The 24,623-nt window shown below is 57.3% G+C and carries 23 protein-coding genes, 1 tRNA gene and 3 pseudogenes; 14 read left to right on the forward strand and 13 right to left on the reverse strand.

Annotated elements, in window-relative coordinates; all coding sequences use genetic code 11:
* Positions 1–183: 183 nt before the first annotated feature.
* Both ACYZT5_RS11795 and katG read left to right on the forward strand, forming a co-directional pair.
* Positions 184–438 (forward strand): annotated as a pseudogene (locus ACYZT5_RS11795) (sulfatase); the annotation flags it as partial.
* Between the two features lie 371 nt (positions 439–809).
* Positions 810–3,065 carry a catalase/peroxidase HPI gene (gene katG, locus ACYZT5_RS11800; RefSeq protein WP_462051258.1) on the forward strand — a complete coding sequence of 752 codons (2,256 nt, stop codon included), beginning with the start codon at positions 810–812 and terminating at the stop codon, positions 3,063–3,065.
* A 376-nt stretch (positions 3,066–3,441) separates the two neighbouring features.
* Here katG and dapF read toward each other — a convergent pair whose 3' ends face one another.
* Positions 3,442–4,260 (reverse strand): diaminopimelate epimerase, encoded by an 819-nt coding sequence (gene dapF / locus ACYZT5_RS11805; protein ID WP_462051259.1) that lies wholly within the window; start codon positions 4,258–4,260, stop codon positions 3,442–3,444.
* Between the two features lie 71 nt (positions 4,261–4,331).
* Positions 4,332–4,724: a GFA family protein gene (locus ACYZT5_RS11810; RefSeq protein ID WP_462051260.1), complete on the reverse strand. Its 393-nt coding sequence runs from the start codon at positions 4,722–4,724 to the stop codon at positions 4,332–4,334.
* 192 nt (positions 4,725–4,916) lie between these two features.
* On the opposite strand from ACYZT5_RS11810, the gene ACYZT5_RS11815 reads away from it, so the two are divergent.
* Positions 4,917–5,594 (forward strand): class I SAM-dependent methyltransferase, encoded by a 678-nt coding sequence (locus ACYZT5_RS11815; RefSeq protein ID WP_462051261.1) that lies wholly within the window; start codon positions 4,917–4,919, stop codon positions 5,592–5,594.
* Here ACYZT5_RS11815 and ACYZT5_RS11820 read toward each other — a convergent pair.
* From ACYZT5_RS11820 to ACYZT5_RS11830, 3 genes are all read right to left on the reverse strand, one after another.
* Positions 5,589–6,707: a glycosyltransferase 61 family protein gene (locus ACYZT5_RS11820; protein ID WP_462051262.1), complete on the reverse strand. Its 1,119-nt coding sequence runs from the start codon at positions 6,705–6,707 to the stop codon at positions 5,589–5,591. The two genes, ACYZT5_RS11815 and ACYZT5_RS11820, sit on opposite strands and share 6 nt — an antisense overlap.
* A gap of 58 nt (positions 6,708–6,765) precedes the next feature.
* A complete protein-coding gene (locus ACYZT5_RS11825) occupies positions 6,766–7,920 on the reverse strand; it encodes a hypothetical protein (protein WP_462051263.1) in 1,155 nt (384 codons plus the stop codon).
* Positions 7,921–8,169: 249 nt separating this feature from the next.
* Positions 8,170–8,625, reverse strand: a complete 456-nt coding sequence (locus ACYZT5_RS11830; protein WP_462051264.1) for a metallophosphoesterase family protein — start codon at positions 8,623–8,625, stop codon at positions 8,170–8,172.
* A 216-nt stretch (positions 8,626–8,841) separates the two neighbouring features.
* On the opposite strand from ACYZT5_RS11830, the gene ACYZT5_RS11835 reads away from it, so the two are divergent.
* Positions 8,842–10,467: an NADP-dependent glyceraldehyde-3-phosphate dehydrogenase gene (locus tag ACYZT5_RS11835; RefSeq protein ID WP_462051265.1), complete on the forward strand. Its 1,626-nt coding sequence runs from the start codon at positions 8,842–8,844 to the stop codon at positions 10,465–10,467.
* Between the two features lie 68 nt (positions 10,468–10,535).
* Complete coding sequence (locus ACYZT5_RS11840) at positions 10,536–11,555, forward strand: FUSC family protein (protein ID WP_462052238.1); 1,020 nt, start codon at positions 10,536–10,538, stop codon at positions 11,553–11,555.
* A 14-nt stretch (positions 11,556–11,569) separates the two neighbouring features.
* On the opposite strand, the gene ACYZT5_RS11845 is transcribed toward ACYZT5_RS11840, so the two are convergent.
* The gene (locus ACYZT5_RS11845; protein WP_462051266.1) at positions 11,570–12,466 is read right to left on the reverse strand and encodes a DMT family transporter; all 897 of its coding nucleotides are present in this window, start codon (positions 12,464–12,466) and stop codon (positions 11,570–11,572) included.
* Positions 12,467–12,601: 135 nt separating this feature from the next.
* Here ACYZT5_RS11845 and ACYZT5_RS11850 point away from each other — a divergent pair, with 135 nt between their 5' ends.
* Positions 12,602–13,039 (forward strand): Lrp/AsnC family transcriptional regulator, encoded by a 438-nt coding sequence (locus ACYZT5_RS11850; RefSeq protein ID WP_008155029.1) that lies wholly within the window; start codon positions 12,602–12,604, stop codon positions 13,037–13,039.
* Between the two features lie 65 nt (positions 13,040–13,104).
* Here ACYZT5_RS11850 and ACYZT5_RS11855 read toward each other — a convergent pair whose 3' ends face one another.
* Positions 13,105–13,776: a Bax inhibitor-1/YccA family protein gene (locus tag ACYZT5_RS11855; RefSeq protein ID WP_462051267.1), complete on the reverse strand. Its 672-nt coding sequence runs from the start codon at positions 13,774–13,776 to the stop codon at positions 13,105–13,107.
* A gap of 123 nt (positions 13,777–13,899) precedes the next feature.
* Between ACYZT5_RS11855 and ACYZT5_RS11860 the strand changes: the two genes are divergently transcribed.
* From ACYZT5_RS11860 to ACYZT5_RS11870, 3 genes and pseudogenes are all read left to right on the forward strand, one after another.
* Positions 13,900–13,987: transfer RNA gene (locus ACYZT5_RS11860), tRNA-Ser, on the forward strand.
* A 205-nt stretch (positions 13,988–14,192) separates the two neighbouring features.
* Positions 14,193–14,394 (forward strand): annotated as a pseudogene (locus ACYZT5_RS11865) (hypothetical protein); the annotation flags it as partial.
* A 162-nt stretch (positions 14,395–14,556) separates the two neighbouring features.
* A complete protein-coding gene (locus ACYZT5_RS11870; protein ID WP_462051268.1) occupies positions 14,557–15,432 on the forward strand; it encodes a sterol desaturase family protein in 876 nt (291 codons plus the stop codon).
* Here ACYZT5_RS11870 and ACYZT5_RS11875 read toward each other — a convergent pair.
* Both ACYZT5_RS11875 and ACYZT5_RS11880 read right to left on the reverse strand, forming a co-directional pair.
* Positions 15,368–15,829: a lysis system i-spanin subunit Rz gene (locus tag ACYZT5_RS11875; RefSeq protein WP_462052239.1), complete on the reverse strand. Its 462-nt coding sequence runs from the start codon at positions 15,827–15,829 to the stop codon at positions 15,368–15,370. The genes ACYZT5_RS11870 and ACYZT5_RS11875 overlap by 65 nt on opposite strands.
* Before the next feature lie 61 nt (positions 15,830–15,890).
* Positions 15,891–16,301: pseudogene (locus tag ACYZT5_RS11880) on the reverse strand (cell wall hydrolase); the annotation flags it as partial.
* 79 nt (positions 16,302–16,380) lie between these two features.
* Between ACYZT5_RS11880 and ACYZT5_RS11885 the strand changes: the two are divergent.
* On the forward strand, positions 16,381–16,599 hold the full coding sequence (locus ACYZT5_RS11885) for a hypothetical protein (RefSeq protein WP_462051269.1): 219 nt from the start codon (positions 16,381–16,383) through the stop codon (positions 16,597–16,599).
* A 157-nt stretch (positions 16,600–16,756) separates the two neighbouring features.
* Here ACYZT5_RS11885 and ACYZT5_RS11890 read toward each other — a convergent pair whose 3' ends face one another.
* Complete coding sequence (locus ACYZT5_RS11890) at positions 16,757–17,143, reverse strand: hypothetical protein (protein ID WP_462051270.1); 387 nt, start codon at positions 17,141–17,143, stop codon at positions 16,757–16,759.
* A 443-nt stretch (positions 17,144–17,586) separates the two neighbouring features.
* Here ACYZT5_RS11890 and ACYZT5_RS11895 point away from each other — a divergent pair, with 443 nt between their 5' ends.
* The 4 genes from ACYZT5_RS11895 (at position 17,587) to ACYZT5_RS11910 (ending at position 20,394) form a co-directional block, all read left to right on the forward strand.
* Positions 17,587–17,820: a site-specific integrase gene (locus ACYZT5_RS11895; protein WP_462051271.1), complete on the forward strand. Its 234-nt coding sequence runs from the start codon at positions 17,587–17,589 to the stop codon at positions 17,818–17,820.
* Between the two features lie 253 nt (positions 17,821–18,073).
* Entirely contained in the window at positions 18,074–18,748 is a 675-nt protein-coding gene (locus ACYZT5_RS11900; protein ID WP_462051272.1) for a polysaccharide lyase family 7 protein, read from the forward strand.
* A 593-nt stretch (positions 18,749–19,341) separates the two neighbouring features.
* Positions 19,342–19,539: a hypothetical protein gene (locus ACYZT5_RS11905; protein WP_462051273.1), complete on the forward strand. Its 198-nt coding sequence runs from the start codon at positions 19,342–19,344 to the stop codon at positions 19,537–19,539.
* 141 nt (positions 19,540–19,680) lie between these two features.
* Positions 19,681–20,394: a metallophosphoesterase gene (locus tag ACYZT5_RS11910; RefSeq protein WP_462051274.1), complete on the forward strand. Its 714-nt coding sequence runs from the start codon at positions 19,681–19,683 to the stop codon at positions 20,392–20,394.
* 294 nt (positions 20,395–20,688) lie between these two features.
* Here the strand turns inward: ACYZT5_RS11910 and ACYZT5_RS11915 are convergent, their stop codons facing one another.
* From ACYZT5_RS11915 to ACYZT5_RS11925, 3 genes are all read right to left on the reverse strand, one after another.
* Positions 20,689–22,020 carry an IS4 family transposase gene (locus ACYZT5_RS11915; protein WP_462046901.1) on the reverse strand — a complete coding sequence of 444 codons (1,332 nt, stop codon included), beginning with the start codon at positions 22,018–22,020 and terminating at the stop codon, positions 20,689–20,691.
* A gap of 141 nt (positions 22,021–22,161) precedes the next feature.
* A complete protein-coding gene (locus ACYZT5_RS11920) occupies positions 22,162–22,359 on the reverse strand; it encodes a YbdD/YjiX family protein (RefSeq protein ID WP_109631600.1) in 198 nt (65 codons plus the stop codon).
* Between the two features lie 14 nt (positions 22,360–22,373).
* Positions 22,374–24,431, reverse strand: a complete 2,058-nt coding sequence (locus tag ACYZT5_RS11925) for a carbon starvation CstA family protein (RefSeq protein WP_462051275.1) — start codon at positions 24,429–24,431, stop codon at positions 22,374–22,376.
* Positions 24,432–24,623: the final 192 nt, after the last annotated feature.

Consider the following 24,623-nt stretch of genomic DNA (forward strand, 5'->3'; position numbering starts at 1 on the left):
CCGAGGCTTTTTCGACCAGCGGCGCGGATGACCCGTCAGCCCCGCTGGCTCGAATCGGTATCCCTCTAGTCCGGTAGTTTCAGCCTGTCCATTGAGCGTTGTTCATCGACATGGCAGCGCATGACAAACAATTGCTTACAAAACAGAAATTCATTAAACCCGATCTTGTACTAGCGAGTGTTAGCGCGCGAGGGTGAGCGTGTGGTGCCGCTAGTATTACGTGAAGGCACATTCCCGCTGATTGCCGGCGTTACTCAACACTACATGGTGCAGATGGAGCACGACGGCAGCTCGCCAAGCCTCCATGACCTGGCCTCACCGACGCCACTGGACAACGTCGCCGAGAAAAACCCTGAAGAGTTCAATCGCCTGTCGCAGTTGACCCGCGCCATGCATGAAACCTCAAGGTTGATGCTGTACCAGAACGTGCGAAAGTGACGGCTTTCCCGCGTCTCAAATAGGCGCGGGCCTACCCCTGATGCCGGTAAAAGACTCTGCCTATCGCGACCCAATACTCCACCTATTAGCTGACTTCCCAACTGGGGTCTAACCTTATTCGAGCGCTGGCACCCTAGCCGGCCGGTTAAGAGCTGATAAGGAGATAGGAATGGGTCAGAAGCCTGACTAAATCTGCCGTAGGCCACCGTGCAGGCAACTCGATTGCCGCTGTTCAGAATTCCCGTGTGATCAAAACAATCAGTTGATCAAACTGCTGGCCCTGCAGCCTGTGTCATTGGTTTCGCTCGTTGCTATTTAACGCCCACGCTGGGCCGAATAGCCGGATGAACACGACCAAAGGTAGCTCACACATGGCAAATGAATCGAAATGCCCGTTCCTTAGCGCCGCTGGCGGTGGCACGACAAACCGCGACTGGTGGCCGAACCAACTGAATCTGAAGATCCTCCATCAGCACTCGTCCCTGTCCGACCCCATGGACGAGGGCTTCAACTACGCCGAAGCATTCAAAACCCTGGACTTTGAAGCGGTCAAAAGAGACCTGACGGCGTTGATGACCGATTCGCAAGACTGGTGGCCGGCGGACTTCGGTCACTACGGGCCACTCTTCATTCGCATGGCCTGGCACGCCGCCGGTACGTATCGCACCGGTGACGGTCGTGGTGGCGCCGGTTCCGGCCAGCAGCGCTTTGCGCCGCTCAACAGTTGGCCGGACAACGTCAGCCTCGACAAGGCGCGTCGGCTGCTCTGGCCGATCAAGCAAAAGTATGGCCGTAACATCTCCTGGGCAGACCTGATTGTCCTCACCGGCAACGTCGCGCTGGAGTCCATGGGCTTCAAGACCTTTGGCTTTTCCGGCGGTCGTCCGGACGTCTGGGAACCGGATGAGGATGTTTACTGGGGCTCGGAAAACAAGTGGCTGGGTGGCGACACCCGCTATGGCAAAGAAAATGAGCCCATGCAAGAGCCCGGCGAAGGCCCACTCGTTGCCGAGCCGGGGGAAAATGAGGAGAGTCGTACCGAGCAAGGGCGCAACCTCGAAAACCCGCTCGCTGCGGTGCAAATGGGCTTGATCTACGTGAACCCTGAAGGCCCGGAAGGCAACCCGGACCCGGTTGCGGCCGGGAAAGACATCCGCGAGACCTTCGCGCGCATGGCGATGAATGACGAAGAAACCGTGGCACTGATTGCCGGCGGCCACGCCTTCGGCAAGACCCACGGCGCCGGACCTGCCGACAATGTCGGCGCCGAACCCGAAGCCGCTGGCCTCGAAGCGCAGGGCTTTGGCTGGAAGAACAGCTTCGGCACCGGCAAAGGCCCGGACACCATCACCAGCGGCCTGGAAGTCACCTGGACCACCACGCCCACCCGGTGGAGCAACAACTACCTGGAAAACCTGTTCGGCTTCGAGTGGGAGCTGAGTAAAAGCCCGGCCGGTGCGAACCAGTGGATACCGAAAAACAACGCCGGCGCCGGCATCATTCCGGATGCTCACGACCCGTCCAAACGACGCAATCCGACCATGCTGACCACCGACCTGTCGCTGCGATTCGACCCGATCTATGAACCGATTTCGCGGCGCTTCCTGGCCAATCCAGACCAGTTGGCCGACGCGTTCGCCCGTGCCTGGTTCAAGCTGATCCACCGCGACATGGGGCCTCTCTCCCGCTACCTCGGCCCGGAAATGCCAAGCGAAGAACTGCTTTGGCAAGATCCGATTCCAGCGGTCGACCATACCCTGGTCAACGACAGTGACGTCGCCGAACTCAAGAGCAAACTCCTGGCCTCGGGCCTGACAGTCTCGCAGCTTGTATCAACTGCCTGGGCGGCGGCTTCCACCTTCCGTGGCTCCGACAAACGCGGCGGTGCCAACGGTGGGCGTCTGCGTCTGGCCCCGCAGAAGTTCTGGCAGGCCAACCAGCCTGAGCAACTGGCGAACGTGCTGGCGAAACTCGAGAGCATTCAGAGCGAGTTCAACAACAGCGGCAAGAAGATCTCGCTGGCGGACCTGATCGTGCTGGCCGGTAGCGCTGGCGTCGAACAGGCGGCAAAAAACGCCGGTCAAACCGTGACGGTGCCTTTCACGCCAGGACGGATGGACGCCTCCCAGGAGCAGACGGACGTGGAATCCTTCGGCTTCCTCGAACCCATCGCCGATGGTTTCCGTAACTACCTCAAAGGCAGATACCGCGTACCGGCCGAGCAGCTGTTGATCGACAAGGCGCAACTGCTGACACTCACCGCGCCAGAAATGACCGCGCTCATTGGCGGTATGCGCGTGCTGAACACCAACGTCGGGCAAACCAAACACGGTGTGTTCACGCAGCAACCGGAGGCGTTGACCAACGACTTCTTCAAGAACCTGCTGGATATGGGCGTGGAATGGAAACCGGTCTCGGAGGCTAATGAGGAGTTTGAAGGGCGCGATCGCAAAACCGGCGAAGTGAAGTGGACAGGCACCCGTGTCGACCTCGTCTTCGGCTCACATGCGCAGTTGCGCGCGTTGGCCGAAGTCTATGCAACCGCTGATGCGAAGGAAAAGTTTGTTAAAGACTTCGTGGCTGCCTGGACCAAGGTGATGAACGTGGATCGCTTCGATCTTAAGTAACGCGGGCGGTAGTGCTGAAACTGCAACGCCTCCCAATGTGGAGGCGTTGTGCTTTTTACTGATTGGAGGAAGTGTCTAAACGGGAGAAATCGTGGCAAGCGCACCGATCAAAATGGTCAACACCAGAAATCCACCCAGGAAAATTGCCATCTTGCCCATTGGGCCTCCTACGTTATGAGTTTGCAGTACAGCGGTTGCCGCAACTGCGGAGCGTGCTGTCATTGTGAGCCGGCGACTGCGTGGGTTACAGATGCAGGTAGCGAAGGAAAATACGGATCAGAACAAAACTCGCCCGAGTAAAAGCCCGCTGACCATCACCGGCTCAGCGGGCTTTTGACTGAATGAATAATTCCTCTGTTTATCACAGGGATAGAAACTACAAAGCCTGTAACAGGCTATCCGTGATTACTCCAGAAAAAGTCGTCTCTACCGGTCCGATGAGAAAGACAGGTCCCACGCCATCCCATTGAACCGTTACGGTTCCGCCATCACATTCAACCTCCACGGAATTGTCTAACAAGCCACGACGAATTCCGTTAACAGCGGCACCACAAGAGCAGGAACCTGAACCAAGCGGAATACCCCCCCAGCGCTCCCAAATGCGCAATCGAATGTGCTTTCGGTCAATGATCTGGACGAAATGCACGTTCGTCCTGAGGGGAAATAGGGGGTTGGTTTCAATTGTCGGTCCTATTGTCGCTATATCAACGGCTGTCAGATCATCCACAAAATAGGTGCAGTGCGGATTTCCCATGCTGCAAGCAGTTGGGCCACCAGCAAGTGGCAAAACAGCAGTATCCATTTCCAGAGCCAGAGGAATATCCGACCAGCCGAAAAGCGGCTCTCCCATGTTGACAGAAATTGCGCCGGTTGAGGTTCGTTCGCAAGTGAGTAGACCACGGTTGGTTCGGAGCGCTATCGACGTAATATTTGATTCGCGCATCAGCATATCCGCGGCCCCCCGCGTTGCGCTGCCACAAGCGTCCAGCGTGGAGCCATCTGCATTCCAAAACATCACGCGCGCATCTGCATCATCGCAATCGAGCACCACTGCGAGTTGATTGAATCCGACTCCTCGATTCCGATCCCCCATTCGCCGAGCCATGTTACTTGTCATTGGATTGGACGAGTTTCGCGAGTCCACGATAACGAAGTCATCGCCATTGGCGTGCATTTTATGAAAACTCAGCGGCATTGATAGTTCCCTTTTCGCGATCCAGCAAATATGGAATCCCACAAAATAGTCCTTCGCACCGTTCGTGCGGCCTACTCCTCAAAGCGACCCGTCGCGTCACGATCGCGCTCGTATCGTCTCGTGAGCGGAAACGGCGGCAACCAGGACTCGCGGCGGACGTTCCAGCTTTCGTAGGTTGGCATCAGCTGGTCAGGGGTATCCAGGGATCCCAGGTTCACTTCGATTTCGTCGGCGGTGCGTGCGAAAACGGACGAGCCGCAGCGGGGACAGAAAAACCGCCCGGCGTAGTCGCGTGTTTCGCCATTGATCGTCACCGCATCCTGAGGGAACACTGCGGAAGCGTGAAAGAGGGCCCCATGATGCTTGCGGCAGTCGAGACAGTGACAAAGGCCGACCCGGTATGGGCGTCCCGAAGCCTCAATTCGGACGTCGCCGCACAGGCAACCGCCGGTGAATCGTTCCATGCTGCGTCTCCTCTACAATCAAGCGGTCGGAATGTTTGCAACGCAAAGCCGGTCTTCCCGAGTGACGCGCCGGCGTGACTTCGCAAAAGGCCATCGCCGGTGATTATGACGCAGGTAAACCGTCACCGATAAGGTCCGATCCACCAGCACTTGTCCTATCCTTCCATTCAACCAACAACTCTGGAGATCGAAATGCCCGCCTCCGAATCCGCCCTCCTCCAAAGCTGGCACCACAATGCCCAATCCTGGATCGAAGCCATTCGCACCGGCACCATTGAAAGCCGCCTCAAAGTCACCGACCAGGCAATCCTGCTGGCGGTGCTAGGCCGCCAGCCCGAGCGTGTGCTCGACCTGGGCTGCGGCGAGGGCTGGCTGTTGCGTGCGCTGGCTGAACGCGCCATCAAGGCGGTCGGTGTGGATGGCGATGCGACGCTGGTCGAGGCGGCGCGGGCGGCGGGCTCTTCGCAGGTGCATTTGGCGAGCTATGAAGCGTTGGTGGAGGCGAAGGTGGACATCGGCAGCGACTACGACCTGATCTGCGCCAACTTCGCCCTGCTGCACCAGGACATCATCCCGCTGCTCGCCGCCATGAACGCCCTGCTCGCCCCTGGCGGTGCGCTGGTGATCCAGACGCTGCATCCGTGGATCGTGGCGGCGGGCGACTATCAGGATGGTTGGCGGGAAGAGACCTTCGCTGGGTTCAAGGGGCAGTGGCAACCCATGCCGTGGTACTTGCGCACCTTGTCCAGTTGGCTCAATGCGCTGGACATGGCCGGCTTTCGGCTGGCCAGCCTGCAGGAGCCGCAGCACCCGCAAAGTCCTGTGCCGCAGTCGTTGCTGTTGGTGGTCGAGCAACGCCAGCCGTCATGATGGGAGCAGGTCCAGTGTGCGCTCAACCTCTTGAATGTCGATTTTGAAGCCATCGCCCTCTGGCGTTCCGACCACAAAGCCAAAATTCTGGCTGTCGCGATCCGTCAGGTACTTGAAGTAGCTGACGAAACGGTTCGGTGGCTGCAGTGCCAGCAACGAACCACCCTGCTGCAGTACATTGACACCATGTACGAGCTGGCTCCCTTCGACCCCCACCACGGTCCGCGCCCCGGCACACGTCGCCACTATGGTCGGGACATCGGTTTTCAAAGGATCGATTATGCGAAACCCCCTACTCTTACGCAGATGTTCAGCGAGCTCAATTTCATTGCGCAAAAAGCGCAAGTCACCGTCGCCACCCCGGAGAATGAACACGCCAGGGTGAGACTCATAGCTCACGTGCGACAGTAGCTTTTCACCCATGGCACGGAAACGTAAATGCCGGCTTCGATTGTTGCTCAGATCGTCGAATAGCACGAGCTCACGAAAAAACGCACCGTTCAAGCGAACCGGTTTCATGCCAACCCAGTCCTCATACGCGGGGGCCTGGGTAAATATGGGAAACCTGGCGGATGGCGCGGTGGTGACCGGGACGCCTTCGTCGCAGGCCAACGAATAAGTCGGGCAGTCTTCCATCAACCATGTGCCAAACCATGTATTTCCATTTTGCGTGCAGTAGACGGCCCCGCGATCAATCTCGTTTTCCACGAGAATTCGCGGAAACATACTCGGCTTGAGAGACAACCACAGACTTGCATTGTCCTTGTAGAGCGCTCCATCGATCAGCCAGACATCCTTGAGCAAGTAGCCACGTGTCGGGCCCTGAACCACGTCACCCAGCCCTTCCATGGTGCGAGCGGGATGCTCGAAAGGATAAAAGCGCTTCGCCTCCCATCCTGTCACACGTTCCATTTGACCGGGCAGGAAGATAGCCGGCGGCGAATGCGATGTCCCACCCGGCGCAATATCCCAGCTTTTCACCGCCAGGCTTTTCAAGTTGATCTCCGCCTTCCGTGCCAGCCTTTTTCTCGCCATATACCTGTAGGCGGCAAGGGTCCATTTTTTTCGATTGCCAGCGGTCGACGTGCTTATTTCCGAGACATCGCTTTCCATGAAAAGTCCTCCCTGCGGGACAGGCGCGAAGCGCTGTAATTTCAGTCCTGGAAATGGCTCAGCTGGATGCAATCCTTTGCATGATGGGTGGGGTCTGCAGACTGGCATAGCGACTGCGCATGGTTTCGATGAACTGTTCGCCCGAGCTCTGGGCGCAATGGAGATAAATTTTGTGCAGCCCGCCAAAGACCATTTCATGATAACGGCTGGCGACCTCCTCATCGCTTGGCCCGTCCGGCAAGCCAAGGTGGAGGGTCATTTCCTTCCCTTCGACAGCGAATAGCGGCGTGTCCCAGAGGAATTGGGCTGTACCTGTCTTGGGCAGCCGGACAAACATATAAGCGTGGTTTCCCAAGGAATCAATATCACCGCCGCGCCGTCTTTTCCATTTCAGAAGACCATCATCAGGCCGTGCCACACAAAGACCGATGTCGTAATAATCGAAGCCATTATCGATCGCCCATTCAAGCGCCATGAAAGTGGTGATCGAATTGACTTCGCGCAGTCTTTTGGCATCTGAAAAAATCGCCTCGGTATAGCCGAAACGCAGTGTGCTCCAGTAGCGCTTTCCGCCCCGAGTCAGTACGCAGCCAAGGTGGCATGCAACAACTTCGTCCTCCAGCATTATCAGGTCGAGCCGGCCCACCGTCTTGGCGATCCTCAAAACTTCCTGCGTGGCAACTTGCGCAGCGTGGATACCTTGCCTTGCCGTGGCATAAGGTCGAAGCATTTCCCTGTCTGCCTTTTCAATGTCTTCATCCAACAGCGTCTGGATCATTCGGTAGCGCGGTCGGTTCTTGCGTATATTTCGACGCAACTCGCTATCGTATTTTGTGGTGATCTCCTCGATGGAGCGCCCCAGTGGTACGACGGCACTTAGATACAAGGGTACAGACAAGGCCCCCGAGGTCGGCATTTCACTGACCACTACCCTATGATTCAACGCGGAAGTTTCCGGTTCGCCGTCAGCCATAGGGGTATTTCCTGGGGACTTCCCCCCGATGAGAAGCTTGGCCATTTCCCGCTGCTTTTTCCTTCCGATATAAAGGATTTCGTAAGGACTTTCGCTCTGCAGTCTGAACCTGGCAATCTCCCAGCGCCAGAAACACGCACGTCCAAGGATGTCTCGCAACCGGTTTGAAGCGTTTCTTATCTCATACCGCATAGAAGGAGATAGGAGACTTCGGATAACTGCCGCCAAGTTCCCTTTCATTTCTTCGTCATCCTATGAGTTTTCTGGTGATAGATCAGAAAAAGATCCAGGCGGAACTTCAAGAGGCGCGCTTAAACCTTGACATGAAAGACATATTTGAAGAGGTGATGTTCTGTTGTTCGGTAACAGTAAAGATACGAGGTAGAGGCTTTGCAAGCGACATACGGAGGGCGTCAGGCGTATATTTTATGTCGAGATGTTTCCTATCAGAGCCGGCCTGCCGTTGCTCCGAGACAGTTCAGGGAAAGGTCATTCCAGCGAGATCAGACGCGGCTCAATTGAGGTCTCAAGCACCTCAAGCAGAACCAGCGTCACCGGCAACTTGAAGCGCCGCCGTCCCGCGCTGCCGGGATTGAGGTATAGCTGTTCGCCGCGCCATTCTATGCGTGGCTTGTGCGAATGGCCGGTGATCACCAGCTTTATGCCTGCATCAAGCACGTCTGGGACATCGGCGATGTCATGCACCAGCAGAGTCTGCCAACCGTTGAGGTCGAAACGTAAACGGTCGGCGATATTTTCTGCCCAAGGCGCGTCCAGGTCATTGTTCCCGCGGACTACGTGCAGTGGGGCGATAGACTTCAGTTGATCGAGAATGTCGGGGTTGCCGATGTCGCCCGCGTGAATGATCCGTTCGCAACCCTCCAGGGCAGCACGGGCTTCGGCGCGTAGCAAGCCATGGGTATCGGAAATCACGCCAACTTTCATGCAAAGCTCCAGACCAGGCTCAAGAGTCGGAACACAGTGTAACTAAGCAAAGCGGTCTACGCTTGGGACACAAGATCCAGACCATCACCCCTCTGCTCTGCCCATTTGCGCTTGATTGCAGTTAAAAAATCGAGTCATTAAGGCGTATAACCTTTGAAGTGAATTGCGAACTGCAAGCCGCCAGCACATGGCTTACACCACACACGGGGTAGCGACATGACCACAGCACACATCCTTGGCAACCTGTTTCCCGACTCCACCGACATACCGGAAAAATACCGCCTCGACGGCCAGACCGAACAGCGTGAATACCTGGTCGATGGCGAGCTGAAAACCTGGTCCGGGCCCCTCGCCCAAGTCCGCAGCCCGGTGTACCTGACGGGTGAAAATGGCGATGAACAAGTGATCCTTGGCAGCACGCCACTGCTCGATGCCGACACTGCATTGACCGCCCTCGACGCCGCCGTCCGTGCCTATGACCGAGGCCAGGGTCTGTGGCCGACGATGCGCGTGGCCGAGCGCATCCAGCACGTCGAAGCTTTCCTGGAGCGTATGCGTGAACAGCGCGAAGCCGTGGTCAAGTTGCTGATGTGGGAAATCGGCAAGAACCTCAAGGACTCGGAGAAAGAGTTCGACCGCACCTGCGATTACATCGTCGACACCATCAACGCGCTCAAGGAGCTCGACCGCCGCTCCAGCCGCTTCGAACTGGAACAGGACACCCTCGGCCAGATCCGCCGCGTACCGCTGGGTGTGGCGTTGTGCATGGGACCTTACAACTACCCGCTGAACGAAACCTTCACCACGCTGATCCCGGCGCTGATCATGGGCAACACCGTGGTGTTCAAACCGGCCAAGCTGGGCGTGCTGTTGATTCGTCCGCTGCTGGAAGCATTCCGCGACAGCTTCCCGGCCGGGGTGATCAACGTGATCTACGGCAGCGGCCGCGAGACCGTCAGCGCGCTGATGGCCAGCGGCAAGATTGATATCTTTGCGTTCATTGGCACGAACAAGGCCGCCAGCGACCTGAAAAAACTCCATCCAAAACCGCACCGCTTGCGCGCGGCGTTGGGCCTGGATGCGAAAAACCCCGGCATCGTGCTGCCTGAGGTGGATCTGGACAACGCGGTGAACGAAGCGGTCACCGGCTCGCTGTCGTTCAATGGTCAGCGCTGCACCGCGTTGAAAATCCTCTTCGTCCATGAAGACGTGGTCGACGCTTTCATCGAGAAATTCAACGCCAAACTTGCCAGTCTCAAACCTGGCATGCCGTGGGACAGCGGCGTGGCGCTGACGCCGTTACCGGAAGCGAGCAAGGTCGATTACTTGCACTCGCTGGTGGCGGATGCCGTCGGCAAAGGCGCCACCGTGGTCAACCCCAATGGCGGTGAAGCCCGTGCTTCGTTCTTCTACCCCGCCGTGCTGTATCCGGTGACGCCGCAGATGCGTGTCTATCAGGAAGAACAGTTCGGCCCGGTCGTCCCGATCGTGCCTTACCGCCATTTGGACACGGTGATTGATTACGTCCTGGAATCGGATTTCGGCCAGCAGCTGAGTATCTTCGGCACCAACCCGGTGGCGGTCGGCCGACTGGTAGACACCTTCGCCAACCAGGTCGGCCGGATCAACCTCAACGCCCAGTGCCAGCGCGGCCCGGACACCTTTCCGTTCAACGGCCGCAAGAACTCCGCCGAAGGCACGCTGTCGGTACATGATGCGCTGCGGGTGTTTTCGATCCGCACACTGGTGGCGACCAAGTTCCAGGAAACCAACAAAGAACTCATCAGCGAGATCATCAGCGGACGCAGTTCGAGTTTCCTGACCACCGATTACATCTTCTGAGGAGACCGAGCCTGAGCACATTCAGAGCCAATCGACTGCCACCGCTGTTGCGCCGACTGCTGCGTCCGTTGCTGGACCCGTATCGGCGCTATCGCCACGCCAGAGTGATCCACGCGGTGCGCGTGTCGCTGGGGTTGCTGGCAACAATCCTGCTCACCACCGGTATTCACCTGCCCCACGGTGAGTGGGCATCGGTGACGATGCTGGTGGTGATTGGCGGTTTGCAGCACCACGGCAACATCGGTAAAAAAGCCGCCGAACGCGCCATCGGCACCTTGATCGGAGCCGGCGTCGGCTTGCTGCTGGTGGCGCAACAGGCCTGGCTCGGGATGCCGTGGCTAACCTATTTCGCGATGGCGGTGGTCTGCGGGTTCTTCTCGTACCACGCCATCGGCAAGGGCGGTTACACCGCGTTACTCTCGGCGATTACCGTGTTTATCGTCGCGGGGCATGGTGACAATCCGATCACCGACGGGTTGTGGCGTGGGGTGGACATCCTGATCGGCATCGCCCTGGCCCTGGCATTTTCTTTCGCCCTGCCGCTCTACGCGGTTTATTCCTGGCGCTATAACCTGGCCGACGCCTTGCGCGACTGCGCGACGATCTACGGGCGCATCATCAATGGCCAGTCGGTCACCGATGACGAACACCATAAACTCGTGGGACGCCTGAACACGGTGATGGTGCAACTGCGCTCATTGATGCCGTCGGTGTCCAAGGAAGTGCGGATCTCCATGACTGAACTCGATGCCATTCAGCGCCATCTGCGGATGTGCGTCAGCACCCTGGAAATCCTCGGCAACACCCGACCGGATGCCAGTGACCCGGATGCCATGGCCCATCTGCAATCGGCCTTGAAAGCCGAACATCGGTTGATTCGGGTGCAACTGATCGGTATGGCCCGGGCCCTGAAATCCGGTGCGTCCCAGCGGCTGAGTCGGCCCGTCGAGCTGCCGTCGGACTCAAGCCTGGCCGCACCGGTTTACAGTCCTCTGGACGGCTACCGGTTATTGGTCCGACAGTTAGCCGCCAACATCGGCGAGATGCGCCAGCGCTTGGCCAAGACTGCACCGCGCTGGAACATCTGACGTTTCTTAACGGCTTACTGCGTCGTCACCGCCCGACGGAACTTAAGGCTCCAACCCTGTTGCATGCCGGCAGCGGCCAACAGAATCGCGGCGACACCGAGCCATTGCAGCGGCTCCAGGCGATGGCCGAAAGCGAACCAGTCGACGAAAATCGCCGCAATCGGGTAGATGAATGACAGTGCACCGGTCAGTGCCGTCGGCAGTTTTTGAATCGCGCCGTAAAGCAGCACGTACATCACGCCGGTGTGGACGATGCCCAGGGTCACCAGGCTGGCCCACGCGCTCGGTGCTTGCGGCAGCGCCGAAAAGTGCGCGAATGGCGCGAGTAACAGCACGCCGGTGAGAACCTGAATCAACGCGATCAGATGCGGCGGTGTACCGGTCAGGCGTTTGATGATCAACGCGGCAATCGCGTAAAGGAAAGCAGCGCCCAACGCCAGAGCGATGCCCACCAGGTAATCGTTGCCGCTCTCGCCCTGCCCGCCATGTGCGCTGACAATCGCCAACATCCCGAGAAACGAGATGCCCAGCCAGAACAGTTTCTGCAGGGTGATTTTCTCGTTGAGGAACAATGCGGCCAGCCCCACCAACATGAACGGTTGAACGTTGTATACCGCCGTGCCGATGGCAATCGAGGCACGGGAGTAAGAAGCAAACAACAGCACCCAGTTGCCGACAATCGCCACCCCGCTGAGCACGGCCAGCAAGAACGTGGTGCGGGTCAAAATGCCTTGGCGCAGGAAGCCGAATGCCGCGCAGATCAGCAACAACGTGCCGGCGCCGAACACGCAGCGCCAGAACACCACGTCCAGCACCGGTTGCCCGGACACCAGCACGAACCAGCCGATGGTCCCGGAAATCAGCATGGCGGCAGTCATTTCAAATGACCCGCGACGTATTGTTTTGTCCATCATCAGACTCCTGTGTTTGAGCTCAAAGTATGCCAATCCGCAGGGGGGCTTCTCCAGCGCAAAAAACAGGCTAAACTCGGCTTCTGCCTTTTTTATCAAGGCGGTTTGAATTAATTGCCTAATAGGGTTTTCGCCATGACTGACGATATCGACCAAGTGCTGATCACGGCATTGATGGAAGATTCACGCCGCTCGCTCAAGGCCCTGGCGCAAATCAGCGGCCTGTCTTCGCCCAGCGTCGCCGAGCGCCTGCGCCGCCTCGAAGAGCGTGGCGTGCTTAAAGGCTATACCGTCGAGATCGACCCCAAATGCTTCGGTTATCAACTACAAGCCATCGTCCGCATTCGCCCGTTGCCAGGCCAGTTGCAGGAAGTGGAGCGGCAGATCCAGGCCATCCCTGAATTCACGGAGTGCGACAAGGTCACCGGCGACGACTGTTTCATCGCCCGTCTGCATGTACGTTCGATGGAACAACTGGACACTCTGCTCGACCGCCTCAACACCCACGCCGAAACCAACACGGCGATCGTCAAGAAAACCCCGGTCAAGCGCCGGCTGCCACCGATGGCGTGAGTCTTTACTCAAATCGCAGGCAAGAAAAAACCCGCCGAAGCGGGTTTTTTCCTCAAGGCTGACGATTAATCATCGCGGCTCATGATGCCAAACAGCTGCAACAAGCTGATAAACAGGTTGTAGATCGATACATACAGGCTGATGGTCGCCATGATGTAGTTGCGTTCGCCGCCGTGAATGATGGCGCTGGTCTGGAACAGAATGCAGACCGAGGAGAACAGCACGAAACCTGCGCTGATCGCCAATTGCAGACCGCTGATCTGGAAGAAGAAGCTCGCCAGTGTCGCACCCAGCAGCACGAAGAAGCCTGCGGTAATGAATCCGCCGAGGAAGCTCATGTCCTTGCGAGTGATCAGTACATAGGCCGACAGGCCGCCGAACACCAGCGCAGTCATTGCGAAGGCCGAACTGACCACCTCGGCGCCGCCCTGCATACCCAGGTAACGGTTGAGGATCGGGCCGAGCAGGAAACCCATGAAACCTGTCAGGGCAAATGCCGACAACAGGCCCCAGGCAGAATCACGGAGTTTGTTGGTGAGGAAGAAAAGGCCGTAGAAACCGATCAGCACCACGAAAACGTTCGGGTAGCCGACACGCATCTGCTGAGCGACAAACGCCATCACGCCGCTGAATGCGAGGGTGAGAGCGAGTAAGCCGTAAGTGTTGCGCAGGACGCGGCTAACCTCTAGCTGCTCAGCCTGCACGCTGTTATTAACTGCGTAATCCTGTTCGCGCATGGCGACACTCCTGTTGGTTTGAAACGTTCAGTCGCAAAGATCATAACAGACGCTCTGTAACAAGCTACGCAGAGAGTTTGACAGTGTGTTTCATTCAGGTATTATGGCGCCCGCAACGCAAACGGAGGTGTGGCCGAGTGGTTTAAGGCAACGGTCTTGAAAACCGTCGACTGTAACAGGTCCATGAGTTCGAATCCCATCGCCTCCGCCATATTTGTACCGTCAAAGCCCTGATTATTCAGGGCTTTGTCGTTTCTGGGGTTTGGGCGATGGAGCCTCGCATGCGATGTGTTCCATAACTATTCTGGAAGCGTTCCAGAACTAACTCGCTTTTACCCTCCTCCGGCGTCCTGCCGATCGTTAAATATCCTTCATGTAACGTGATGCTGCGCTGTCCTCAAAACTGAGGATCTTCGATGCCACATTCAGACCTGCTCCCATCCCTGCTGTTCAAGATCAACGAAAATCAACTCGCGCTCGAAGCTGCCATCATGGAGCTTTCTGGTCGAGGCCCGCGGTTCGGCTGACGTCGCCGACAACGTACACGGCGCCTTGGACACCATCGATAGGAACGAGGAGTTCATCAAGCTAACGCTCGCGGTCCTCATGACGCCCGAGCCGCCAAGCTTGTCCACGCGGCTCTACATATCTCCACCCGGTGATCGCACCAAATTGCCTGACACTTAGCAGCGGGTTGATCGGTTCTGGCCCGACGCCCTCGATCGCATTGGACCTGACAAGCTGGGTCTCTGTAGACTCGCCCACAAAAATGGGGCAGCGATGAACGACTTCTTGCAGTACATCATCCTGGTGTTTCAAGGCAACGCTAAGGAAGTGATCATCGCAGTCATGATGACGGGTGGGGTTTGGTTATTTGAGTGGTGGAGGCCAGCAGTAGCCGACCCCGGCTTAGGCGGTAGGTGGCACAACGTCAAAGTCTTCATTTTATTGCTGATCGGCTTAGCTTTTGCAGCCCCGGTATTAAATCGATGCGCGCAACTCTTGCCGAGCATTTCACTGCTTGAACGCATGGTGCCGGATTGGCAATCAAAAGGCATAGTCGGTGGCATCCTTGCCACTCTCATCTATGCATTCATTTGGGACTTTTTCCAATACTGGACCCATCGACTTGAGCACAAATATGTTGCCCTGTGGGCATTCCATAGGGTGCATCACAGCGATGCGCACATGAATGCCTCAACCTCTCTACGCCAGAGCGTAGGGGGTGCATTAATCGGCTATTTTCTTGCGCACATACCTACCGCAATAATTTGCGGGGGGAACACGGTTCCCTATCTAGGCTCATTGATATTGTTCAGTGGCTGGGGCTACTTCAATCATGCGAATGTCCGTTTCTCATTGGGCCCCCTCACCCGAATAATCTCAGGTCCACAATGGCACAGACTGCATCACGGAAAAGAAACTCAATATCACAACTCAAACTATGCAGCGTTCTTTCCGGTTTTAGACCTTATGTTTGGCACACTACGACTACCAAAAAAGGAAGAATGGGTGGAAACGGGCGTTCGAGATGATGTCTCCCCTCAGAATCCGCTCAAGCAAGCCTTTTTGTCATGGCGAAATGAAAGTGCTACCGCAAGCACACCTCACGCACATACGCCTGAAGCGCCCTCAAGGCTGCTTGATCGGCAATGATCCCGGCGCGGAAATCGAAAACAGTTGATCCAGAAGCTGCAGAGAGTTCGACGGTTCCTGCATCGCCCAGGCTGGCGGAGCTGGCGGGACCGGGCACATCCCCACAACTGGCACGACAACTTCCCGCAATGCGCAGCCGGCGAGCAGAGTCAGCAGCAGCGCGGCGCAGAGTTTCATTTTCGGCAAGTCCATCGGTCTTTTCCTTCTGGGCTTTCTGGTCGAGGTCAGCAAGCGCCTGCTCGGCTATCTGCTGCTGCTCAAGAGCTTTGCAGGCCTGTGTGGCACCCGCATTAGCAATCAGGGTAAGGTCGGCCTGCCGATTCGCCTCATTGGCCGCGATGATCGCTCCGTAGCTGTTGGCCTGCCAGCGCCAGGCTGCCGCACCACTCCCAGTCATCAGCAGCAAGATGAGTAGCAGCCACCCGGCCAACCGCTATGCCGCGGGGCTCATGGCACACCTTGAAAAAAACGTGGTGACCGACCTTCAGCGTTTGCTTAGCCTTCGCCGCCCAAGCCGGCGACGGCATGGTGGTCGCGTAATAGTGCGTGGCGCCGCCGGTGGGATCGGGCACTTTGCCTGACATCACCTGGTCCGCAGCGATTTGCGCTTGGGCAAACTCGCGGAACGGGATCGGTTTCGCACCGCTCAGGTAGGCGAAGTTCGGGTCGTTCTTGTTCCAGCAGCTGAACTGGTACGGGGCCAGGCAGACACCGGCGTAGCCCTCGCCCCACCACGACTTGGCTTTGCCATCGCTCACACGGTTGCGGATGGTCCAGGCCACGGCGATCTGGCCGGCGAGACTTTCCCCGCGGGCCTCACCCCAAAGGGTGCGGGCCAGGATGTCGCAGTCATTATCCGTTGCAGTCATCACTTTTCTCCAGACAAAAAAATACCCGCACTAGGCGGGACTCAATGGTTAAGCTATGCACTCACGCATGGAGGCATTTATGAAGTACAAAACGATTCTTTTGATTGCCGCTTTGCTCGGCGGCTGCGCCTCATACAGTGAGCGCGGTACCGGTGAAGGCGGAAGGGAATTCAACAACAAGGGCTACACCGTTCGCTGTGATGCGACCCCGGCCAATCAGCCAGGCTGCTACACGCCGCCCCCGTCGTGGTCCTGGTGGCCTTCAAACAACATAAAGTTTAAATTGGGTGCGAACTGAATCAGCTCCGCACCCTACTAGTCTGGACTTCTCGCTAAGCGAGAGCATTGCAGCGATCGCGCATGGTTTTCTCCAGGCAAAAAAACCGCTCATGGCGGGTGCGATTTCTTGATGCGGTCAGATCAGGGCTGATACCGCTCGGGCGGCGCTGGTTTCTTCATTGTAGGGCTCCGGTTGGTCTGGCCAAGCCGGCACCGCAGGCCAGATCGGTTGGCCGGTCACACGCCCGAGAAACACGCGGTATTTTCTTCCACTCCGTCAGCATTGCTGCGCGCAGCGGTTTTTCCTCGACCTCTTCCGGCAATGCGTAATTGCCGACAATGGCGTCGTTGATTGCATCGACTCGGCTTTGGAGCGCCGTGACCTGCGCTGATGCGAGACGGGTGCGCGCATTGAGATCGGCAGACGTTTCGCGCAATAGATCCTGGGCCGCGATCGCGCCTATCAACGACTGGGGTATCTGCTCAACGAGTCTTTCCCCTTCGAGCAGCTCCATGTCGGCGTTGATGGCTCTCCAGCTTGATGCGGTTATTGCATAGGGCATGTTGATCACCTGTCGAAGTAGTAGCCGAGCGCGTAACAACTGGCGCTGCCACCACCGCTGGCCTTGTAGGTAATGGTGCCGTCTGCGGCGATTGGGCATCGACCATTGAAAATGGCGCCAGGCATGACAAACACCACCCAGCCGCTACTACCAACGGGAGTGCCTGCATCGGATGGCGTGAACTGTACCGTTGCTGTGGTGCCGGTGTTTTGCCAAGCGGCTTCTAGTGTGTGCGCTGTGGGCGGGGCTACTGCTCGCGTTGTGAACGCTGCGGCAGCAGTTCCTCCCGACAGCACGTTGAACGGTGCCGTCTACTGATTGATCAGTGCCCGCAGTGCGTCAGCCGAGTCCTTGACGTAGCCCTGCATCGGAGCAAGCGCGTAACCGAGCGCAATACTCGGCACCTCTCGAACTATCTGATTGTGAGCCGGCACGGAAAGCGGATGACTGCGACGATGCTGAGAAAACGATGGGATATTGCTCGCGAGAAAGCACGATTGGCAGCAATCGAGATCGGCGATACTTTACTCGCTGGTCGTATTGCGGCTTTTCAGTTCCGAGATATCAGGCCAAAAGCCGCGTCAGAAATCATCGATGTCGGCGAGGCTAGTCTGCTGTTGGGGCACACCAAAGATGACATCACGGAGCGCGTTTACCGCCGCATCGGCGCTATGTGAATAGCCCGTTTTACCCCTTCCTGCGGCGCCCCGCCGACCGAACACACCTACAAAACGATACGCCCCCTCGGCTAACCCTTGCCCAATCGTCACGCCTGGACTACTGTATATCCAAACAGTATCACTAAGACATGAACGGAAACTCGGAACATTTCACCCTGCCCATTCACTGAGTGGGCAATGGGATGCAGGCCGCATCAAACGCAAGGCTCAACAGAGCAAAAAACGACATCAATGGAATGAGGCAAAAACCATGACTGTAGACATCAGCAACTTCACCATCGCTACCCCGCTTCCAATCTCCGACACCAACCCGATTGCGCTTGAGCTTATCGGTTGGCGGGTGCTAAACGAATGCCCCGATGTCGTCACGATGCTTGACGATGGTTCGCTGCAGATGACGGCGCCGACACTTGGCGCTTCGAGCAAGAGCACGCTGCGGACTCGCTGCGAGTGGAAGGAGCCAGGTTACTGGCTGTTCTCCAGTGCCGCGGACCACTGGAACAAACAAGAAATGCGACTGACGAAGGTCAACTCGCTGCAGAAAGTTGTGATCGGCCAAATTCATGTGAAGGATTCAGAGCGACCTCCGGTAAAGGTGTTCTGGAACAAAGGAAAAATCACCATGGGCTTCCGATCGAGTTACCTCCAGGACGACCCGGTCAACTCGACGGTTTTGGAGAACGTGCCGCTCGGTGCACTTTTCAAAATCAACATTCACGCCAATTCGAGCGGCGCTGTCTCCGTATCGGCTAGCTGTAACGGCGTCAAATCCACTTCGGCGATCATGCGTCTCGACAACACCTGGGAAACAAAAACACTCGCCTTCCACGGTGGCGTGTACAACCAGATCGATTACTCCGAAACCACGGACCCGGAAGACGGTTCAGTCTGCGTCATCAGCGATCTGTCTATCACTCACGCCTGATACCACCTACTCGGCCTGACTAGCGACACGGGCAGCAAGGAAGCATCACTGCTGCACCTTGGCAACAGGGTGTAGCGGGAAGCGGAAAGGATCAACCTTCAGAAGAAAGGGGATCAATGAGCCCAATGCCTTGGTGCGCGAACAGTTGGCCAAAGTCGCTGTTACTTATCCCTGTATTGGCCATCAGACTCATTGATCATTGCCCAGCTCAATGTTGGGCGATTTCCATTTAACTGAAATGGAGATGCATTGGCGCGTCAACAGCAGCCATGCACTATTTTTTTAGCAAAACAACGGCTGCACGTCTAATCACCTTTTCCCCCGGCCTTATAGGCTCAGGAAATATCCCAGCTGAAGGAGGCGAACGATTACAACGCGGCTCTCGCTTGCCAGCAAATATCGGACCTTTCCAACCTCGCGCAACCATTCGTCGCATGAGAAACGTGGCGCGAATTTATTGACTATTCCTGGCTTAAGGATTGCAAAAGACGCTCGTAGCAGCCCCAGAACGACGTAATTCTGACGCGGCGGCACTTTAAATTAACGCTTAAGGACTCCAGCGATACGCTTGGTCAGTCACCGGGAGATGTAACGTGTCAACTCTCAATGAAATCGCAGCGAACCACGCGAGAATGGCTAAGGCTCTTGTAGAAGAGTCGACCGGGCTGAGTGAGCGCCACACCCATATAGTGGAAACTTTCGAAGTCACATCCATTGATGCGCAACACGTGCCCCTGCACCTCATCGCTGGAGGGCAGGACAACCACTTCGGGCAAGCAACTGGCTACTGACTCTAACCGTGCTGGATCCGGGAAGCTTGTCGCGCAGGCGGTAAAGGTCTTCATGTCGCCGCGGTAGTCGTCGACCAGCACTTCCTGGCCTAAACTCAACAGACTACCAGCCCGTTGGGGAGCTGCGGGAGAAGCATTCCCATGCTCGAAGCTATCAAGATGCCGCGCGTGAAGCGCTTCGCCGCAAATGTTGCCGGCCGAGATTTCGCGGTCGGTGACATTCATGGCCATTTCACTCGGTTGCAGGCCGCTCTGGACGCGGCCGGGCTCAACCCCTCGGTAGATCGCCTGTTCAGTGTTGGCGATCTGATTGACCGCGGGCCCGAGTGCCGTGACGCGCTCGATTGGCTGGACAAACCATGGTTCCACCCGGTGCGGGGCAACCATGACGACTACGTGGTGTGTTTCGACACTTGCGACCTCGACAGCTGGATCGGCAACGGCGGCTCGTGGTTCACGGACCTGTCGCCATTCGAGAAGCAAGCATTCGCGGCGCAGTTCGCCAAGCTCCCTATCGCGATCGAAGTCGAAACAGCACACGGCCTGATCGGCATCGTGCACGCCGATTGTCCATTTCCATCATGGGAACAGCTGCGTGAGGAACTGGAATTGCCAGAAAGCAACGGGCAGCTGCAGGTGGTCCAAAACTACTGCATGTGGTCGCGAAGGCGGATCGATCAGATGCAAATGCATGGCGTTGATGGCCTACGCGCACTCGTCGTAGGGCATACGCCGCTTCAGATGCCTGTCAGCCTTGGTAATGTGATTCACATCGATACTGCTGGCTGGAGGCCGGACCGTGGCTATTTCACCCTTCTGAATCTCGAAACGCTCGAAACCATCCCCGCAACCTGACTCAACCACGGATCGGCCGGGGACAATAGCGTTCGGCAATTGGCCGCATACGGGTGCCGGGAGTTCCGACGATTATGAGGATCAGATGAAGCGAAGGTGACGCCATGCTTCTGAAAGCCATTTTCATTTACTGGCCACTGCTGTCGGTCATCACGTCAGCTGTCCTGTGCCGCCTCATCCACAACGCCAAGGTCGCTGACCGGGCTCTGGGAAAACAGTCGAACCACTGCTGAATCCGCAGATCGACATTGGAGTTCACTTAATAAAAACCCGGCCTCATCAGCCTAATGCCAGTCAGTTAAGCTGACTGGCATTTTTATTTTTGATCGGATACTTCGGGGATTTGAGCCTAATAGCCCGAGGATAAATGCGTTCCTCCCGCCGATGAGGCAGGACGTAATGCATGGCTGAGGCATGAAGCTCGGCCAGGTACTTGGGGATGTTCCCGGAACGGTCGGCGGAGACGCTGTTGATAAACCCGAGAATCGCCCAGGTGCACGCGCTAAAGCTCATTTCGCATGGGTAAATTCCTGGACAGTGACGACTCATTTCCACCATCTGATAGCGCAACAAGTTGTAGCCCAGCAGTACTCCCCACAGCTCCTGCTCGATCATCTCCGGCGTCTTGCTGCGCAGCGTGTAACTGCTGTTGAGCAAAGTCTGTTTCATCTCCCGAAATCCTAATTCGATCTCCCATCGCTGGCTGTACAGGTCGACGATTTCGTCGGGCGGAAAGCGCAGCGGATCGGCCATCGACGTCAGGATCTGACACACCTTGCCCTTGACCGTTTTGCTCAGGAGCCGCGCGGTCAGGCGCTCCGGCAGCCCCGGCCATTGCTTGCGGGCCTGCGGCGAAGTGCTTAATGAGACAACCGCATCCTGGCGCCCCAAACGCTGAAGCACTTCGTACTGCGAGCCTTTTTTCAGCGGCATCAGCCAGTGACGCTCGATCCCTGCCTGCTGCCATTGATGCAGTAAACCTAACGAATAAAAACCACGATCAAACAGCGTCAGCGAGTGATCAGGGGTGGTTTCGATCAACTGCTCCGCCAGTTTCATCTCGTTGCTGCGATAGCCGTCAAACGCACTGCCGATGAGCAAATGGCTGGTCAACTCCATTTGGCAGACCATGCGTACCTGAGGAAAACCGGTGTCGCCATGCTGGTTGCTGGCGGAGTCGTAACGCGCACGGTTTTCCAGCGTATCGGGCGTTCGCCAGACAACGCCATCGACCCCCAGTAAACGTAAACCGGCCCAAGTTGGATGAGAGGCCGCTTCATGCCAACTTTTCTGAGTCAGATGGAAGACTTGTCGTACAGCCTCGCGGCCCAATCTCTGACGGGCTTGAACCACGGCGCTGGGTGCCACCAGCGGGCGCTGGCCCGGCAGCATGATATTCATGCGGCTGACCACATCCCACGCCGACATGCGCCGAAAGAACGCCATGGAGATCACGCACCAAAGCATCATTTCCAACGGCAAGCGCCGCTTGCGCAGGGTCGCTACGCCTGCCTGTTCAAGTGCTTGCTCGACCAAAGAAGGGTCGAGCAAGGAGTCCAATCCCTCGATTGAGTTTGGAGTGGAGACGATGGTGTGGGTCAGTTCCAGTGCCCGAGCGAGACGCATAAAAAAATCCGATGCCAGTACAGGCATCGGATTTTGATTTCTTGCGGCCAAAGGTCAAGCGAAAGGGCTTAACTGATCGGCATTAGCCTCATCAGCCGGGTTTTTTATTAGCTATTTAGGTGGCATCACTGCCACCGACCATCAACAGCACTTCGGCCCAGCCTTGCTTCCGTAACGAGCTTCCTGACGCTCCCGAAAGAACACCTCATAACTCATCACCGGTTTGTCCGGGTGCTTGCTTTGCATATGCTCGACGTAAGTGTCGTAGTCGGGCATCCCGACCATCAGGCGTGCGGCCTGACCGAGGTATTTACCGAGGCGACTCAGGTCATTGAACATGGTGCACTCCTCGATCAAGCTTCCGGCAAAGCCTGGAATGGCGCTTCTTTATCCGTACGTTCCTTGGTACCCCAGGCGGCAATACCGACCTTGAGTGCAAAGAACAGGATGCTGAAGACCACGAACAAGAACAGCGCGGTCAGCGTCGCGTTGGTGTAGGCGTTGTAGATCACGTGCTGCATCTGCTCGATACTTTTGGCCGGGGCAAGTACCTGACCGTTGGCCAGGGCATCGCTGTATTTCTTGGCCAAGGCCAGGAAACCGATCGCCGGGTTGGCGTCGAACAGCTTGATGAAGCCTGCGGTGACGGTGCAGATCAGCAACCATACCGCTGGCAGCATGGTGACCCAGACGTAGCGTTGGCGTTTCATTTTGATCAGTACGACGGTCGCCAACATCAGCGCGATACCGGCCAGCATTTGGTTGGAGATACCGAACAGCGGCCACAAGGTGTTGATGCCACCCAGCGGATCGATCACGCCTTGGTACAACAGGTAACCCCACATCGCCACACATCCGGCGGTTGCGATCAGGTTGGCGGTCCAGGAATCAGTACGCTTCAGCGCTGGTACGAAAGAGCCGAGCAAGTCCTGCAACATGAAACGGCCGGCACGGGTACCGGCATCGACGGCCGTCAGGATGAACAGCGCTTCGAACAGGATCGCAAAGTGGTACCAGAACGCCATGGTGTTTTCACCGGGCAGAACGTGGTGCAGGATTTGCGCGATACCGACCGCCAGGGTCGGCGCACCGCCGGCGCGAGCCAGGATAGTGGTTTCACCGATGTCCTTGGCCACCGCTTGCAGGGCTTCCGGGGTGATTGCAAAGCCCCAGCTGCTGACGGTTTGTGCGACGGCAATAGCGTCACCGCCGACCACGGCCGCCGGGCTGTTCATGGCGAAGTACACGCCCGGATCGATCACCGAAGCCGCGACCATGGCCATGATGGCGACGAAGGATTCCATCAGCATGCCGCCGTAACCGATGTAACGGGCATGGCCTTCGCTGGCCAGCAACTTCGGCGTGGTGCCGGAAGCGATCAGCGCGTGGAAACCGGAGACCGCGCCACAGGCGATGGTGATGAACAGGAATGGGAACAGACCGCCCTTCCACACCGGCCCGGTGCCGTCGATGAACTGGGTCAGTGCCGGCATTTTCAGCTCGGGCATGGTGATCAGGATGCCGATCGCCAAGGCCACGATGGTGCCGATTTTCAGGAAGGTCGACAGGTAATCGCGCGGCGCCAGGATCAGCCACACCGGCAATACCGCGGCGACGAAACCGTAGCCGATCAGCATCCAGGTGATCTGGATGCCGGTGAAGGTGAGTGCCTTGGCCCACACCGGATCAGCGGCAATCTGCCCGCCCAGCCAGATCGAACCCAGCAGCAGCAACACGCCGACCACGGAGATTTCACCGATGCGACCCGGGCGGATATAGCGCATGTAAATGCCCATGAACATCGCGATCGGGATGGTCGCCATCACCGTGAAAATACCCCAAGGGCTCTCGGCCAATGCTTTGACCACGATCAGCGCCAGCACCGCGAGGATGATGATCATGATCAGGAAGCAGCCAAACAGCGCGATGGTGCCAGGGATGCGGCCCATTTCTTCACGGACCATGTCACCGAGGGAACGACCGTTGCGGCGGGTGGACATGAACAAGACCATGAAGTCCTGAACGGCACCGGCCAGCACTACACCGGCAATCAGCCACAGCGTACCGGGCAAATAGCCCATCTGTGCGGCCAGGACCGGACCGACCAACGGACCCGCGCCAGCGATGGCTGCGAAGTGGTGGCCGAAGAGTACATGTTTGTTGGTCGGTACGTAGTCCAGACCGTCGTTGTTGACGACAGCGGGCGTGGCACGATTGGGGTCGAGTTGCATCACCTTGTTGGCGATGAACAGGCTGTAGTAGCGATAAGCGACGAGATAAATAGCGACTGCTGCGACTACGATCCAGAGGGCATTGATCGCTTCGCCGCGGCGCAGGGCCACGACACTTAGCGCAAACGCTCCCAGGACAGCCACGGCAAACCAGGCGAGGTGTTTAGCCAGACGGGGCATAGCGTGTCTCCTGCCGACAGCCAGTGGACTGCGGCGGTAATTTTTATAATTGTGTCCGCTGTGCGGAGCTGGCCCAATATCCCCGCATGCCGTCTACAAATAAATCCGCGTTACTACGTACGCGGCGCCTACGTAGTTCTACGTAGACGGTTTGTCATCCCGTCCAGCACCGCTACTGGACGCGCGTATCTT

The sequence above is a fragment of the Pseudomonas sp. LB3P14 genome (genome assembly GCF_054898045.1).

Excerpts from the sequence above, each read along its gene's own strand:
- katG (WP_462051258.1), top strand. The coding sequence starts at position 810 with ATGGCAAATGAATCGAAATGCCCGTTCCTTAGCGCCGCTGGCGGTGGC.
- dapF (WP_462051259.1), bottom strand. The coding sequence starts at position 4,260 with ATGCCGCTGAGTTTTCATAAAATGCACGCCAATGGCGATGACTTCGTT.
- ACYZT5_RS11810 (WP_462051260.1), bottom strand. The coding sequence starts at position 4,724 with ATGGAACGATTCACCGGCGGTTGCCTGTGCGGCGACGTCCGAATTGAG.
- ACYZT5_RS11815 (WP_462051261.1), top strand. The coding sequence starts at position 4,917 with ATGCCCGCCTCCGAATCCGCCCTCCTCCAAAGCTGGCACCACAATGCC.
- ACYZT5_RS11820 (WP_462051262.1), bottom strand. The coding sequence starts at position 6,707 with ATGGAAAGCGATGTCTCGGAAATAAGCACGTCGACCGCTGGCAATCGA.
- ACYZT5_RS11825 (WP_462051263.1), bottom strand. The coding sequence starts at position 7,920 with ATGAAAGGGAACTTGGCGGCAGTTATCCGAAGTCTCCTATCTCCTTCT.
- ACYZT5_RS11830 (WP_462051264.1), bottom strand. The coding sequence starts at position 8,625 with ATGAAAGTTGGCGTGATTTCCGATACCCATGGCTTGCTACGCGCCGAA.
- ACYZT5_RS11835 (WP_462051265.1), top strand. The coding sequence starts at position 8,842 with ATGACCACAGCACACATCCTTGGCAACCTGTTTCCCGACTCCACCGAC.
- ACYZT5_RS11845 (WP_462051266.1), bottom strand. The coding sequence starts at position 12,466 with ATGGACAAAACAATACGTCGCGGGTCATTTGAAATGACTGCCGCCATG.
- ACYZT5_RS11850 (WP_008155029.1), top strand. The coding sequence starts at position 12,602 with ATGACTGACGATATCGACCAAGTGCTGATCACGGCATTGATGGAAGAT.
- ACYZT5_RS11855 (WP_462051267.1), bottom strand. The coding sequence starts at position 13,776 with ATGCGCGAACAGGATTACGCAGTTAATAACAGCGTGCAGGCTGAGCAG.
- ACYZT5_RS11870 (WP_462051268.1), top strand. The coding sequence starts at position 14,557 with ATGAACGACTTCTTGCAGTACATCATCCTGGTGTTTCAAGGCAACGCT.
- ACYZT5_RS11875 (WP_462052239.1), bottom strand. The coding sequence starts at position 15,829 with ATGACTGGGAGTGGTGCGGCAGCCTGGCGCTGGCAGGCCAACAGCTAC.
- ACYZT5_RS11885 (WP_462051269.1), top strand. The coding sequence starts at position 16,381 with ATGAAGTACAAAACGATTCTTTTGATTGCCGCTTTGCTCGGCGGCTGC.
- ACYZT5_RS11890 (WP_462051270.1), bottom strand. The coding sequence starts at position 17,143 with ATGCCCTATGCAATAACCGCATCAAGCTGGAGAGCCATCAACGCCGAC.
- ACYZT5_RS11895 (WP_462051271.1), top strand. The coding sequence starts at position 17,587 with ATGACTGCGACGATGCTGAGAAAACGATGGGATATTGCTCGCGAGAAA.
- ACYZT5_RS11900 (WP_462051272.1), top strand. The coding sequence starts at position 18,074 with ATGACTGTAGACATCAGCAACTTCACCATCGCTACCCCGCTTCCAATC.
- ACYZT5_RS11910 (WP_462051274.1), top strand. The coding sequence starts at position 19,681 with ATGCTCGAAGCTATCAAGATGCCGCGCGTGAAGCGCTTCGCCGCAAAT.
- ACYZT5_RS11915 (WP_462046901.1), bottom strand. The coding sequence starts at position 22,020 with ATGCGTCTCGCTCGGGCACTGGAACTGACCCACACCATCGTCTCCACT.
- ACYZT5_RS11920 (WP_109631600.1), bottom strand. The coding sequence starts at position 22,359 with ATGTTCAATGACCTGAGTCGCCTCGGTAAATACCTCGGTCAGGCCGCA.
- ACYZT5_RS11925 (WP_462051275.1), bottom strand. The coding sequence starts at position 24,431 with ATGCCCCGTCTGGCTAAACACCTCGCCTGGTTTGCCGTGGCTGTCCTG.